Origin of the sequence: Paenibacillus sp. B01 (genome assembly GCF_009649995.1) — a bacterium.
Lineage (GTDB): Bacteria > Bacillota > Bacilli > Paenibacillales > Paenibacillaceae > Paenibacillus_O > Paenibacillus_O pasadenensis.
This window is the reverse complement of record NZ_CP045802.1, coordinates 287,501-300,477: the sequence shown is the minus strand read 5'-3', so window position 1 is coordinate 300,477 and position 12,977 is coordinate 287,501. Positions and strand designations below refer to the sequence as shown.

10 protein-coding genes, 6 tRNA genes and 1 rRNA gene (1 of these 17 cut by a window edge) are annotated in these 12,977 nt (G+C 61.8%); 1 reads left to right on the top strand and 16 read right to left on the bottom strand.

Annotated features, from left to right (window positions below):
- Nucleotides 1–22 precede the first annotated feature (22 nt).
- The 7 genes from hisG to hprK form a co-directional block, all read right to left on the bottom strand.
- Nucleotides 23–670 carry an ATP phosphoribosyltransferase gene (gene hisG / locus GE073_RS01355; RefSeq protein WP_153782578.1) on the bottom strand — a complete coding sequence of 216 codons (648 nt, stop codon included), beginning with the start codon at nucleotides 668–670 and terminating at the stop codon, nucleotides 23–25.
- The gene (locus tag GE073_RS01350) at nucleotides 667–1,947 is read right to left on the bottom strand and encodes an ATP phosphoribosyltransferase regulatory subunit (protein ID WP_153782577.1); all 1,281 of its coding nucleotides are present in this window, start codon (nucleotides 1,945–1,947) and stop codon (nucleotides 667–669) included. Before GE073_RS01350 ends, hisG begins: the two co-directional genes overlap by 4 nt.
- A gap of 186 nt (nucleotides 1,948–2,133) precedes the next feature.
- Nucleotides 2,134–3,246, bottom strand: a complete 1,113-nt coding sequence (locus GE073_RS01345) for a polysaccharide deacetylase family protein (protein WP_153782576.1) — start codon at nucleotides 3,244–3,246, stop codon at nucleotides 2,134–2,136.
- Nucleotides 3,247–3,333: 87 nt separating this feature from the next.
- On the bottom strand, nucleotides 3,334–3,828 hold the full coding sequence (locus tag GE073_RS01340; RefSeq protein WP_153782575.1) for an acyltransferase: 495 nt from the start codon (nucleotides 3,826–3,828) through the stop codon (nucleotides 3,334–3,336).
- Nucleotides 3,825–4,487, bottom strand: coding sequence for a pyrophosphatase PpaX (gene ppaX / locus GE073_RS01335; protein WP_153782574.1), 663 nt, complete (start codon nucleotides 4,485–4,487; stop codon nucleotides 3,825–3,827). Before ppaX ends, GE073_RS01340 begins: the two co-directional genes overlap by 4 nt.
- Complete coding sequence (gene lgt, locus GE073_RS01330; protein ID WP_153782573.1) at nucleotides 4,456–5,481, bottom strand: prolipoprotein diacylglyceryl transferase; 1,026 nt, start codon at nucleotides 5,479–5,481, stop codon at nucleotides 4,456–4,458. Before lgt ends, ppaX begins: the two co-directional genes overlap by 32 nt.
- Before the next feature lie 24 nt (nucleotides 5,482–5,505).
- Entirely contained in the window at nucleotides 5,506–6,444 is a 939-nt protein-coding gene (gene hprK / locus GE073_RS01325; protein WP_028599277.1) for an HPr(Ser) kinase/phosphatase, read from the bottom strand.
- 251 nt (nucleotides 6,445–6,695) lie between these two features.
- On the opposite strand from hprK, the gene nagZ reads away from it, so the two are divergent.
- Nucleotides 6,696–8,165, top strand: a complete 1,470-nt coding sequence (nagZ, locus tag GE073_RS01320) for a beta-N-acetylhexosaminidase (protein WP_153782572.1) — start codon at nucleotides 6,696–6,698, stop codon at nucleotides 8,163–8,165.
- A 94-nt stretch (nucleotides 8,166–8,259) separates the two neighbouring features.
- Here nagZ and GE073_RS01315 read toward each other — a convergent pair whose 3' ends face one another.
- The 9 genes from GE073_RS01315 to GE073_RS01275 all read right to left on the bottom strand — a co-directional run.
- Entirely contained in the window at nucleotides 8,260–9,381 is a 1,122-nt protein-coding gene (locus tag GE073_RS01315) for an ABC transporter ATP-binding protein (protein ID WP_028599276.1), read from the bottom strand.
- A gap of 108 nt (nucleotides 9,382–9,489) precedes the next feature.
- Nucleotides 9,490–10,590 (bottom strand): PucR family transcriptional regulator, encoded by a 1,101-nt coding sequence (locus GE073_RS01310; RefSeq protein ID WP_028599275.1) that lies wholly within the window; start codon nucleotides 10,588–10,590, stop codon nucleotides 9,490–9,492.
- A gap of 145 nt (nucleotides 10,591–10,735) precedes the next feature.
- Nucleotides 10,736–10,811 (bottom strand) — tRNA-Lys (locus GE073_RS01305).
- A 12-nt stretch (nucleotides 10,812–10,823) separates the two neighbouring features.
- Nucleotides 10,824–10,909: transfer RNA gene (locus tag GE073_RS01300), tRNA-Tyr, on the bottom strand.
- Between the two features lie 45 nt (nucleotides 10,910–10,954).
- A tRNA-Phe gene (locus GE073_RS01295) sits at nucleotides 10,955–11,030 on the bottom strand.
- A gap of 17 nt (nucleotides 11,031–11,047) precedes the next feature.
- Nucleotides 11,048–11,124 (bottom strand) — tRNA-Asp (locus tag GE073_RS01290).
- 9 nt (nucleotides 11,125–11,133) lie between these two features.
- Nucleotides 11,134–11,209: transfer RNA gene (locus GE073_RS01285), tRNA-Val, on the bottom strand.
- Between the two features lie 7 nt (nucleotides 11,210–11,216).
- Nucleotides 11,217–11,293, bottom strand: a tRNA-Met gene (locus GE073_RS01280).
- A 139-nt stretch (nucleotides 11,294–11,432) separates the two neighbouring features.
- A 23S ribosomal RNA gene (locus GE073_RS01275) occupies nucleotides 11,433–12,977 on the bottom strand (it continues 1,395 nt past the right edge of the window).

Here is a 12,977-nt window from a genome sequence, read left to right as displayed (position 1 = left end):
TTTCCCCTTTCCTTCCTCGACTCTAGACTCGCGCCGACAGCGTCGCCTGCAGCCGGTCGCACAGCGCCTGGATGCGGTCGTTCTTCATCCGGTAGCTGACGCGGTTGGCGATCAGGCGGCTCGTCACGCCGAACATCGGCTCCATCTCCACGAGCCCGTTGTCGCGCAGCGTCTGTCCGGTCTCGACCATGTCGACGATCCGGTCGGCGAGGCCGATCAGCGGCGCCAGCTCGATCGAGCCGTTCAGCTTGATGACCTCCACCTGCTGGCCGCGCTCGCGGAAGTACTGCGAAGCGACGTTCGGATACTTGGTCGCCACGCGCGGGTTCATGACCGGCTTCCAGTCCGGCAGCCCGATGACCGACATGCGGCACGGCGCGATGCCGAGGTCGAGCAGCTCGTAGACGTCCTTGTTTTCCTCCATCAGCACGTCCTTGCCGACGACTCCGATATCCGCCACGCCGTACTCCACATAGGTCGGCACGTCGACCGGCTTGGCCATGATGAACTCCATCCGCGCGTCCGGCACCTCGATGATCAGCTTGCGCGTATCCTCCAGGTCCTCCTGGATCAGCAAGCCCGCCTCGCGGAAGAGGCGGGACGCCTGCTTGTAGATGCGGCCCTTGGGCATCGCCACCTTGAGAATGTCCTTCGTCGGCTCTCCGCTCATCGTCCCGCCCCCTCTCCTGCCTCTTCATCGTTGAAAAAAGGAACAAAAACCCCGTAGGTCTGCCCGCCATAACGGACCGACTCTCCATCCGGCAGCCGCCGCGCCTTGCGCTCCAGCCGCTCTCCTGCGGCTGCGCCGGCTGCTCGCGCCTGCGCGCCATGGGCCACGCCCGGCGCCTCCAGCAGCGCCGTCACGACGACGGCGCCCTCGCCGCGCAGGCGGCCCGCCTCGGCCAGCGCCCGCTCGCGCGAGGCGGCGTCGTAGCCGATCAGGATGCGCCGCTGCGGCTCGCTCTCCTCTCCGACCAGCTCGAGCACGCGCGTCGTCTTGATCGCGAAGCCCGTCGCCGGCGCGGGCCGGCCGAACTGCTGCAGCAGATTGTCGTACCGTCCGCCCGCCACGACCGGGAACCCGAGATCCGAAGCATAGCCCTCGAACGTCATGCCCGTATAATAGGAGAAGTCGCCGATCATCGTCAGGTCGATCAGCACATGCTCGCTCACGCCGTACGCCTCCAGCGCGTCCCACACTCCGCACAGATGGCCGATCGCGCTGCGCGCCGTCTCGTTGGCGCTCAGCTCCAGCGCCTGCTCGCATGCCGCGCGTCCGCCGCGCAGGCGCAGCAGCCCTTCGAGCTCCCGGCGCACGCTCTCGGAGAGGCCGAGCCGGCGCAGCTCGTCGCGATAGCCGACATGGTCGCGATTCAGCAGATAGTCCTTGAGCCGGCCCTGATCGCTCTCCCGGCCCGGCAGCAGCTCCTCCAGCAGCCCGTTGAGGAAGCCGACATGGCCGACCGCCATCCGGAACCGCTGCACGCCCGCCGCCTGCAGCGAGGCGATCGCCAGCGCGATCACCTCCGCATCGGCCTCGGCGGAAGCGTCTCCGACCAGCTCCACGCCCGTCTGGAAAAACTCCGCGTCCCGCCCCGCCTCGTTCTCGAACGCGCGAAAGACGCTCGCATGGTACGACAGCCGCAGCGGGAACTCATGCTCCCGCAGCAAGGAGGAGACGACGCGCGCGATCGGCGCCGTCATGTCCGAGCGCAGCACGAGCGTCGTGCCGCGGTTGTTGAGCAGCTTGAACAGCCGCTGATCCGACGTCGAGCTCGCGACGCCGACCGTATCGTAATACTCCAGCGTCGGCGTCATGATCTGCTCGTAGCCCCAGCCGGCCATGCAGCTGAGCACGCTGCGCTCGATCTGGCGCAGCTTCGACACGGCCAGCGGCAAGTAGTCCTTGACGCCGACCGGCTTTTCAAACACCTTCGGTTTCGACATGATCCAATCTCCTATAAAGACGCGCATCACTTTAACGCGTTAATGTACTACCATGTTACCATACTGCCAAAGTAAAGGTATGGGTTATACTATCACGAACGCTCCGCATCCGTCAACCTGCGTTAAGCCGCCTCCGTCCGGCGGTTGCCGGCAGAGGCGGCTCGTGCCGACTTCCGCTCCTTCTTGCTACATCGGGTCTCGCCGCATCCGCGATCGCAGCCGCAGCTCTACGGCCAGCTCCCACGCGCTGCGCAGCCACAGGGCGCCGAGCAGCAGGCAGACGAGCGGCAGCAGCAGCAGCATATAGATCAAGCTCGGCCGCTCGTACCGGACATGGCCGAGCCGCTCCTCCGCATGCTTCATGAGCGCGATCTGCAGCGCCGGATCATTGTCGGCTCCGCCGGCGTTGAGCCGGTAGCCGTTGTGCTGGCCGGGACCGTTGAGTCCCGGCTTGACGGTCAGCGTCACGTCGATCCCTTCCTTGCGGCACGCGCGCAGCAGCGGCTGGGAGAAGGCGCCGTAAGGAAAGGCCAGCACGTCGTTGCGGACGCCGAGCTTCTCGCGCAGCACCGCATTGGCCTGGCGCACATCGCTTGCGATCCTGCGCTCGTACTCGCGCTCGGTCTCCCGTCTTCCCAGCCTTGGGACGAAAACGCGGCCGGCCAGCAGCGCGGTCTGTCCGCCGCCCAGCGCCGCCTCCGGCGCGTAAGCGTGGGAGTTGAAGGAATGGCTGTAGAACTCCATTCCGCCCCGCTTCATCTCCCGCACCTGCTCCCAGCTCAGCTTGGCGACGCCGTCGCGCCTCGCATCGCCGATCGTGCTCGCGATCAGGAAGTTCGTCGCCGTGACGCCATGCTTGAGCAGCAGCGGATACGCATAGCGGTAGAACGACTCGTAGCCGTCGTCGAACGTCAGCAGCACGGCATTGTCGGGCACCGGCCCTTTGCGGCGGATGAAGCGCTTGTATTCGTCCATCGAGATGACATGAAAGTTGTTCGCCCGGAGCAGCGTCAGCTGCCGGTCCAGCTTGTCCAGCGCGAGCGCCTTGTCGTCGGCCGGCGCGGGCGCGACATCGTGGATCATCAGCACGAGCACCTTGTTCCGATAGTAGCGGCCGTCCGGCGTATCCGGCTCCGGCTTCAATCCTTGATACAAGACGGGCTCGCCTTGCGGCCCGAGCAGCTTTCCGAGCATCGGAATTCTGTCTTTATACGAAAAGGCCGCTCCCGCCAAGCCCGTGGCGAGAACAGCGGCGGCAAGCAGCGCGGTCAGCAGCGCGAAGCGGCCGGTCCGATCCATATTGATTGTCCTCCTCTTGCCTCAGCGAATCCATCTCCCTGACGATCCGCTTTCGCAAAAGGTTTCTCCCTGGTTGAAACGATTCCCTTATAAATCCCTTTTATTCCGTTCGATCGGACGCGCCGGGTTGCCCCCGACGAACGCTCCTGCAGGCACGTCCCGGTGCACGACCGAACCGGCCGCGACGACCGCTCCGTCCCCGATCGTTACGCCCGGCAGGATCGTCGTATTGGCTCCGATCATGACGTCGTTGCCGATGACGACATCGCCGAGCCGGTATTCGCGGATGAGGTATTCATGCGTCAGGATCGTCGTGTTGTAGCCGATGATGCAGTTGTCTCCGACGGTGATCCGCTCCGGGAAAAAGACATCGACCATGACCATGAGCGCAAACGACGTCGTCCGCCCGACCTTCATGCCGAGCACGTTCCGGTAGATCCAGTTCTTGACCGGCAGAGAAGGGCAGTAGCGCGAAACCTGGATCGCCGCGAAATTGCGCACGGCCTTGAAGCGGCTGACGGTCCGATACACCTGCCACAGCGCGTTCGGCCCCTCGGTCGGATATCTCTCCACCCGCCTCACGCGGGGCTCGGCTCCAGTCCGACCAGCGCATACAGGTCCCTCATATCCTGCAGCACATGCTGCGCCCCGTATTCGCGGAGCAGCTGCTCGCCCTTGAGCGACCAGGCGACGCCGATCGGCACCGCGCCGGCTTCAATGGCGGACTGCATGTCGACCGCGCTGTCGCCGACCATGAACGTCGCGGCCGGATCCGCGCCGAGCTGCTTCATCGCCAGCCGCACCGGCTCCGGATCCGGCTTCGGCCGCGTCACGTCATCCATCGTGACGATGGCGTCCATCAGGTCGAACAGCCCCGTCAGCTTGAGGCCCTTGTCGGTCGTCAGGCGGATCTTCGTCGTGACGACGCCGAGCTGGAAGCCCTCTTGCTTGAGGCGCTGCAGCACCTCGAGCGTATGGGGGAACGGCTTCACGAGATCATCGTGCAGCCGCAGGTTCATTTCGCGGTAGATCGGGATCAGATGCGAGGCATCGGTCAGTCCGGAAAAGAAGTTCATCTGGTCGAGCAGCGGCAGTCCCATATGCGGAATCATCTGCTCCCGCCCGAAGCCTTCCGGCGCGACGCCTTGCAGCGCGTGCAGGAAGCTGCGGATGATAAGCTCGTTCGTATCCAGGATCGTGCCGTCGAGGTCAAACAGTAGGGTTTTGATTTTGCGGGTCATCTTGATTCTCCTTGCCTTTGGCAGAGACGGCAGGCGCCGTCTCGGATTCCGCTCCGGCCGGCAGGCCGGTCTTGCGGTTGAGGATCGGGTCGCTGTAGCGCTCCAAGGACCAGCCCGCCTTGCGCCGCACCGCGATCAGGATCGCGCAGGCGAGCACGGTCAGCACCGCGATCAGCTGCGAGCTGCGGACGTTTCCGTAGTTCGGGTCGAGAAATCCGGCCTGGAACATCGCCGTCATCGGCGACCAGAGCGCATCCATCAGCGAGGCGAGCCAAGCCGGTCCCTGGAACGCCAGGCTGTCCGTGCGCAGCCCCTCGACAAAGAAGCGGCCGATCGAATACCAGATCAGATAGGTGAAGAACATCTCGCCGGCGCGCACCCATGGACGGCGGCGCAGCACGAAGATCAGCACGATGCCGAGCACGTTCCACAGCGACTCGTACAGGAACGTCGGATGATGGAACAGGCCGTCCTTCTCGACATACATCTGGTTGACGATCCAGTCCGGCAGATGCAGCTCTCCGGTGAGGAAGCGCTTGGTCACCGGCCCGCCGTAGGCTTCCTGATTGACGAAGTTGCCCCAGCGCCCGATGATCTGCCCGATCAGCAGCGAAGGCGCGCAGATGTCGGCGATTCTCCAGAAGCTGTAGCCTTTGACGCGGCAGTAGATGACCGCGCTGATGACGGCGCCGATCAGCGCGCCGTAGATGGCGATGCCGCCGTTCCAGATGGCGAGGATCTCGCCGGGGTGCTCGCGATAGTAGTCCCACTTGAACAGGACGAAGTACGCCCTCGCCGCAAGGATCGCCGACGGCACTCCGAGCAGCAGGATGTCCATGAAGAAATCGGAGGAAAGCCCGAAGCGCTTGCCCTCCCGGATGGCCAGCACCAGGCCGGCGAGCGCGCCGAGCCCGAGAATGATGCCGTACCAATGGACCGTGATCGGTCCCAGCTTGAAAGCGATAGGGTCAATGAGCAGGCTGATAGGCGTCATCCAGACAGACCTCTTTCCGTTCTATTATTCGTAATCGTCCATATCGTCGGCGATCGTCTCGGTCAGCTTGTTCGTGAACTGCAGCGCCGCGTTGTAGCCCATGCGCTTGAGCCGGTAGTTCATCGCCGCCACCTCGATAATGACCGCCAGGTTGCGTCCCGGCCGGACCGGCACGGTGACGAGCGGCACGTCGGTCTCGATGATGCGCGTCGTCTCCTCGTCCAGTCCGAGCCGGTCGTACTGCTTGTCCGGCTGCCAGTTCTCGAGGCGGATGACGACGCTGATGCGCTTGTTGTTGCGGATCGCCCCTGCCCCGAACAGCGTCATCACGTTGATGATGCCGAGGCCGCGGATTTCCAGCAGATGGCGGATCAGCTCCGGCGCGGTGCCGTGCAGCTGGCCGTCCGACGTCTGGCGGATCTCCACCGCGTCGTCCGCGACGAGCCGATGGCCGCGCTTGACGAGCTCGAGCGCCGTCTCGCTCTTGCCGATGCCGCTGCCCCCGGTGATGAGGATGCCCATCCCGTAGACGTCGACGAGCACGCCGTGGATCGTCGTCGTCGGCGCGAGGCGGCGCTCCAGGAAGTTCGTCAGCCGGCTCGAGAAGATCGTCGTCGAAATCTGGCTGCGCAGCACCGGAATCTGCTTCTCCGTCGCCTGCTCCAGCAGCTCCGTCGGAGGCTCCAGCCCGCGCGTCAGCAGGATGCATGGCGTCTCGTCATGGCAGAGCCGCTCCAGCCGCTCGCGCCGCTCCTCGCTGCCCAGCGTCTCGATGAAGGCAAGCTCGGTCTTGCCGAGCAGTTGAACGCGCTCTTTCGGGTAATAATGAAAATAGCCGGCCATTTCAAGAGCGGGCCGGTACAGATCATCCGTCGTGATGAAGCGCTTCAGTCCGTCCTCGCCGGCCAGGATTTCCAGCTGGAACGGCTGGATCAATTCAGATACCTTTACTTTTTTAGGCATGGAAGCCTCCCTGTATCGATTCCTTCTGCAAGACTTATGTAGGAATAGTGGTGGTTCATTGCTCCTTGGCTGTTAGTTCCATCCTAATGGAAATCCGCTTTCGGCGCAACGTAGCGGCCCATGCGGCTTTTCCTGATTTCGGAAGGATTCCCGATCCTCGCCGGAGAAACCTTTTGGAAGCGCTTGTCGTCCATCTTTTCAAGCGGATCGTCCGGACCGTCCATTCCTTGTCCCTGCGGAGGTGCTGCCCCATGAGATCAAAACGAAAGTCGCCGTCCCGCTTGCGGCCGGGACGTCTTGCCGCTTGCCTGCTGCTTTCCGCTGCGGCGACGCTTCCCTTGGCCTACGCGTCATCCCGGCCGTCGGACTCGCCCGACGCGCTGACGGCAGCCGTCACCGCCCTCGCGCCGGCATCCGCCTCTGTCGCCGCCTTTACGGCTCCTGCCAAGCCCGCGCTGCCGTCCGCTGCTGGCACTGCCTCTGCTTCGTCCGCCGAATCGATTCCCGCTCCCGTCGCCGATACGTCTGCTCCCGCTTCCTACGCCAATTCGGTTTCGGCCGCCGTTCCCGCGCATGTCTGGCCTCGCATCTCCGGCCTGTCCGAGCCGCAGCGAAAGCAGCTCGCGGATCAGGTGCTGCGGATGGCCCCGGAGGAAAAGATCGGACAGCTGCTCGTCGCCGGCATCGACGGCAGCGCGCCGGATCAAGCCGTCGCCCGCCTCATCGAGCAGCGCCAGGCCGGGGGCTTCATCCTGTTCCGGCGCAATATGGAGACGATCTCGAGCACCGTGTCGCTGCTCAACGAGCTCAAGAAGCTCAATCGTCAGGCCGGCGGGCAGCCGCTGTTCCTCGGCGTCGATGAGGAGGGCGGCCGCGTGACCCGCTTTCCCGCTTCCATGACCCACTTGCCGGCAAGCGGAGCAGTCGGTCAAAGCGGCGATGTCGACTATGCTCGGGCGGTAGGCAAGCAGCTGGCCGAGCGGGTAAAGGCGTTCGGCTTCAACGTCAACTTCGCTCCCGTGCTGGACGTGAACAGCAATCCCGACAATCCGGTCATCGGCGACCGCTCGTTCGGCGGCAGCCCCGAGCTGGTCGCCAAGCTGGGCATCGCCGAGCTGAAAGCCCATCAGGAGGCGGGCATCCTCGGCGTCGTCAAGCATTTCCCGGGACATGGCGATACAGCCGTCGACTCGCATAAGCAGCTTCCTGTCTTGACCCATGATTTGAGCCGCCTGACCAAAATCGAGCTGGCGCCGTTCGAAGCCGCCATCGAGAAGGGGACGGACGCCGTCATGGTTGCCCATATTCTGCTGCCTAAGCTCGATCCCGACTGGCCGGCGTCTCTATCCAGCTCGATCATCGGCGGCTTGCTGCGCGGCAAGCTTGGATTCGACGGCCTCGTCGTCAGCGACGACATGACGATGGGCGCGATCACGGACAACTATGATCTCGGCGATGCCGCGGTGCGGTTCGTCGCTGCAGGCGGAGATCTCGTGCTCGTCTGCCACGATCCGCAGCAGGCGCAGCTCGTCTTCGCCGCTTTGCAAAAAGCCGTCCAGAACGGGACGGTTTCGACCCGAAGGCTGAACGACAGCATATACCGCATCCTCGCGCTGAAGCTTCGTTACAAGCTCGACGACTCGCCAAACGCCGTCCCTTCGCTGAAACGGCTGAACGGGCAGGTCGAAGCGGCTCTCGCGCCGTTCGGCACGGCTCCCTGAAGCCCGGCGCGGGCCCATCCCATCCCGCATCGACAGCAGCTCCAAGCGCAAAAAAAGGCGATCCCGGATGGGATCGCCTTTGTCGTTCGTTGAATTAGTTCTCGAACAGGTTCAGCTCGGTCGCTTTGTCGAAGATGTGGACCTTGTTCATGTCCAGCGCCAGCTTGACCGTCGTGCCGTCGCGCATGCCGGAGCGTCCGTCTACGCGAGCGATGACCGTATCGTTGCCGATGCCGTTCAGGTACAGGTACATCTCATGGCCCAGGTTCTCGGCAACTTCGATGTTCGCCGTAACGATGCTGTTCGGGGATGCTTCCAGGAACACCGGCTCTTCATGCAGGTCTTCCGGACGCACGCCGAGAACAACCTCTTTGCCGGAGAAGCCCTTGTCGCGGAGCGCTTGAGCTTTGCCTTCCGGCAGGACGACGTCCACGCCTGGAGCTTTGAAGCGCAGGGCGCCGGCGACTTCGTTCAGCGTGCCCGTGATGAAGTTCATGGCAGGAGCGCCGATGAAGCCAGCGACGAAGATGTTCACCGGATGGTTGTACAGCTCCTCCGGAGTTGCGTTTTGCTGGATGATGCCGTCCTTCATGACGACGATGCGGTCGCCCATCGTCATGGCCTCGATCTGGTCATGGGTTACGTAGATCGTGGTCGTTTCCAGACGCTTCGTCAGCTTGCTGATCTCAGCGCGCATCTGGCCGCGCAGCTTGGCGTCAAGGTTGGAGAGCGGTTCGTCCATCAGGAACACTTGCGGTTCGCGGACGATGGCGCGGCCCAGGGCGACACGCTGGCGTTGACCGCCGGAGAGCGCCTTCGGCTTGCGATCGAGCAGATGCTCGATGTCGAGAATTTTCGCGGCTTCGCGCACGCGCTTATCGATATCCGCTTTTTTGAACTTGCGCAGCTTCAGGCCGAAGGCCATGTTCTGGTACACGTTCATGTGCGGGTACAGGGCATAGGATTGGAATACCATCGCGATGTCGCGGTCTTTCGGAGCGACGTCGTTCACGAGGCGGTCGCCGATGAACAGCTTGCCCTCGGAGATTTCTTCAAGGCCAGCGATCATACGAAGAGTCGTGGATTTGCCGCAGCCGGACGGACCGACCAGAACGAGGAATTCCTTGTCCTTGATGTCGAGGTTGATGTCCTTGACCGATGCGTTGTCGGATCCAGGGTATTTCTTGTAAACATGCTCTAAACGTACGCCTGCCATGTTCGTTTTCCCCCTATGTGAGTGATGGTGAGTTCCTGCTGTTCCTCTTGTAGATCCATCTTAACCGAAAATGTAAGCGTGTGACTATGCACAACTCCTACAAAAAAATCAGGGTCTTTTCGTAACTTTATACAATAGCAGAATGACCTTGACCATGACTGCGTCCCGGAACAGCCTCACATCGAGTCCGGTCTCCTGCTTGAGCTTGTCCAGCCGGTACAGCAGCGTATTCCGGTGAATGTACAGCTTTTTTGCCGTCTCGCTCACGTTGCAGTCGAGCGAGAAGAACGTCTCCAGCGTCGTCATGATTTCCGGCTCCACATAGTAGTCGGAGCGGCTGAACGCCTGCTCCACGAACCGCGCGCGGTCTCCTTCGGGGATCGCGCTGAGCAGCCGCTCGAGGTGGAGCTCCCAGGGCAGGTGCACGCTCGACCCGATCTGGAAGCGGCGTCCGAGCTGCACCGTTTCCCGCAGCAGGGCGGTCGTCTCGACGATCGACTTGGACGGCTGGATCGGAAAAGCGATTGCGATATGGCATTCGCCGAGCCACTCGCTTGCCAGCATGTCATGCAGGCCAAGTCCGATCGAGCGCAGGCTCTCCTCTTCCGATTCCTCCTCTTCCCCCGAATCCAGCAAAGAGTCGCTCAAAGGCGCAGTCGGGCTCAGGATAAGCCACTCGTTGCGCTGCAGCGGCAGCAGGATGATCTCTTCCTCGAAGAAGGAGCGCAGCAGCTTCTCCAGCTCGGCGTACGGCTCGTCGACGAGTCCGTGATATTCTCGGATGAGCAGGAAAGGAATCATGTCGGCATACAGCCGGCCGCCCATCGTGAGCGCCTCCGGCAGCATCTCCGCTTGCGGCCTCTCCAGCTGCTCCATGATCCAGGCTCCGAGAGACGCCGCCTGCTTCTCGACTCCGGTCGGCGCCGCAGGCGCGGCTTTGCCGGCCTTCATCGCTCCCAGCATCCAGCCGATCAGGCGCAGCTCGGTATGGCCGAGCGGCCTTGCTCGCCGGATCTCCAGCACGTCCGCCCGTTGCGCGTCTGCTGTCCCTTGCACCGCTACCGCACCATCCGGCAGCTGCCGGAACAGCTCCGGGTCTTCGTCCGCCAGCGTCTCCAGCTCCTGCCACTGCCCCGGCTTATAGGAGCGAAGCTGCAGATCCGCGTCCAGGATATGCCTCAGTTCTTCCAGCCAGTCTGCCGATGCCATGTGTCATCTCCTGTTCCTGTCTTTGGATGAGCTATGACCCAAGTGTACCATGAAGCAGAGCGCCTCTTCCAACGCGCATCGCCAGCCGCTTGCGGGAGAACGACAAAAAAAGCCCAGACAAGGTCTGGGCTTGGATCGATAAAACTGGTGAGCCATGAAGGACTCGAACCTTCGACACCCTGATTAAAAGTCAGGTGCTCTACCAACTGAGCTAATGGCTCTTGAAGATGAAGTGGTGGAGGGCGATGGATTCGAACCACCGAACTCGTCAGAGAACAGATTTACAGTCTGCTGCGTTTGGCCACTTCGCTAGCCCTCCACATTTGCTCTAAGATGCGCCATTGAAGCTCACTTAGAAAACCAATGGTGGCTCGGGACGGAATCGAACCGCCGACACAAGGATTTTCAGTCCTTTGCTCTACCAACTGAGCTACCGAGCCGTATACGATTGAAAAAATGGCGGAGCTGACGGGATTCGAACCCGCGGTCTCCTGCGTGACAGGCAGGCATGTTAGGCCTCTACACCACAGCTCCAGGCGATAATGGTGGAAGCTGAGGGGATCGAACCCCCGACCCTCTGCTTGTAAGGCAGATGCTCTCCCAGCTGAGCTAAGCTTCCGTATAAGTGGTAGCGGCAGAGGGGATCGAACCCCCGACCTCACGGGTATGAACCGTACGCTCTAGCCAGCTGAGCTATGCCGCCACATGTGTCAGGTCAGGCATCGCCAAATGCCTGCACAACTTGTCCTGCTCTCCGGCACTAGTCCGTGAAGCAAAACGAGCTTGCGCCCTGAAAACTGGATCGAACGAAATGCCGTGCTGACCGGCTGGTTCTTGCTAAGTAGGATAAGCCCTCGACCGATTAGTACTCGTCAGCTGCACACGTTGCCGCGCTTCCACCTCGAGCCTATCGACCTGGTCGTCTTCCAGGGGTCTTACATACTGGGAAATCTCATCTTGAGGGGGGCTTCGCGCTTAGATGCTTTCAGCGCTTATCCCGTCCGTACGTAGCTACCCAGCGGTGCTCCTGGCGGAACAACTGGTACACCAGCGGTACGTCCATCCCGGTCCTCTCGTACTAAGGACAGCTCCTCTCAAATTTCCTACGCCCACGACAGATAGGGACCGAACTGTCTCACGACGTTCTGAACCCAGCTCGCGTACCGCTTTAATGGGCGAACAGCCCAACCCTTGGGACCTACTTCAGCCCCAGGATGCGATGAGCCGACATCGAGGTGCCAAACCTCCCCGTCGATGTGGACTCTTGGGGGAGATAAGCCTGTTATCCCCAGGGTAGCTTTTATCCGTTGAGCGATGGCCCTTCCATTCGGTACCACCGGATCACTAAGCCCGACTTTCGTCCCTGCTCGACTTGTTGGTCTCGCAGTCAAGCTCCCTTATGCCTTTGCACGCTTCGAATGATTTCCAACCATTCTGAGGGAACCTTTGGGCGCCTCCGTTACATTTTAGGAGGCGACCGCCCCAGTCAAACTGCCCGCCTGACACGGTCCCTTCACCGGCTTCACGGTGACAGGTTAGAACTCCGATACGATCAGGGTGGTATCCCAACGGCGCCTCCTCCGAAGCTGGCGCTCCGGCTTCTAGGCTCCCACCTATCCTGTACAGATCGTACCAAAGTCCAATATCAAGCTGCAGTAAAGCTCCATGGGGTCTTTCCGTCTTGTCGCGGGTAACCTGCATCTTCACAGGTAGTAAAATTTCACCGGATCTCTCGTTGAGACAGCGCCCAAGTCGTTACGCCATTCGTGCGGGTCAGAATTTACCTGACAAGGAATTTCGCTACCTTAGGACCGTTATAGTTACGGCCGCCGTTTACTGGGGCTTCGGTTCACAGCTTCGGGTTGCCCCTAACCGCTCCCCTTAACCTTCCAGCACCGGGCAGGCGTCAGCCCGTATACTTCGCCTTACGGCTTCGCACAGACCTGTGTTTTTGCTAAACAGTCGCTTGGGCCTTTTCACTGCGGCCCCCTCGGGCTATTCACCCTACCGAGGCACCCCTTCTCCCGAAGTTACGGGGTCATGTTGCCGAGTTCCTTAACGAGAGTTACTCCGCGCGCCTTAGCATGCTCTGCTCGCCTACCTGTGTCGGTTTGCGGTACGGGCACCTTCGCCTGGCTAGAAGCTTTTCTTGGCAGCTGGAGATCATGACCTTCGGTACTGTAAGTTTCCCTCCCCATCACAGCCCAGCCTTACGGTTTGCGGATTTGCCAACAAACCAGCCTCACTGCTTGGACGGACACATCCATCGGTCCGCGTCACTACCCTTCTGCGTCACTCCATTGCTCATAACGGCTTACGGTGGTACAGGAATATCAACCTGTTGTCCTTCGACTACGCCTTTCGGCCTCGCCTTAGGTCCCGACTTA

Coding starts and splice junctions, on each gene's coding strand:
- ppaX (WP_153782574.1), bottom strand. CDS start 4,487: ATGACCCGCAAAATCAAAACCCTACTGTTTGACCTCGACGGCACGATC.
- lgt (WP_153782573.1), bottom strand. CDS start 5,481: ATGACGCCTATCAGCCTGCTCATTGACCCTATCGCTTTCAAGCTGGGA.
- hprK (WP_028599277.1), bottom strand. CDS start 6,444: ATGCCTAAAAAAGTAAAGGTATCTGAATTGATCCAGCCGTTCCAGCTG.
- GE073_RS01315 (WP_028599276.1), bottom strand. CDS start 9,381: ATGGCAGGCGTACGTTTAGAGCATGTTTACAAGAAATACCCTGGATCC.
- hisG (WP_153782578.1), bottom strand. CDS start 670: ATGAGCGGAGAGCCGACGAAGGACATTCTCAAGGTGGCGATGCCCAAG.
- GE073_RS01345 (WP_153782576.1), bottom strand. CDS start 3,246: ATGGATCGGACCGGCCGCTTCGCGCTGCTGACCGCGCTGCTTGCCGCC.
- nagZ (WP_153782572.1), top strand. CDS start 6,696: ATGAGATCAAAACGAAAGTCGCCGTCCCGCTTGCGGCCGGGACGTCTT.
- GE073_RS01350 (WP_153782577.1), bottom strand. CDS start 1,947: ATGTCGAAACCGAAGGTGTTTGAAAAGCCGGTCGGCGTCAAGGACTAC.
- GE073_RS01310 (WP_028599275.1), bottom strand. CDS start 10,590: ATGGCATCGGCAGACTGGCTGGAAGAACTGAGGCATATCCTGGACGCG.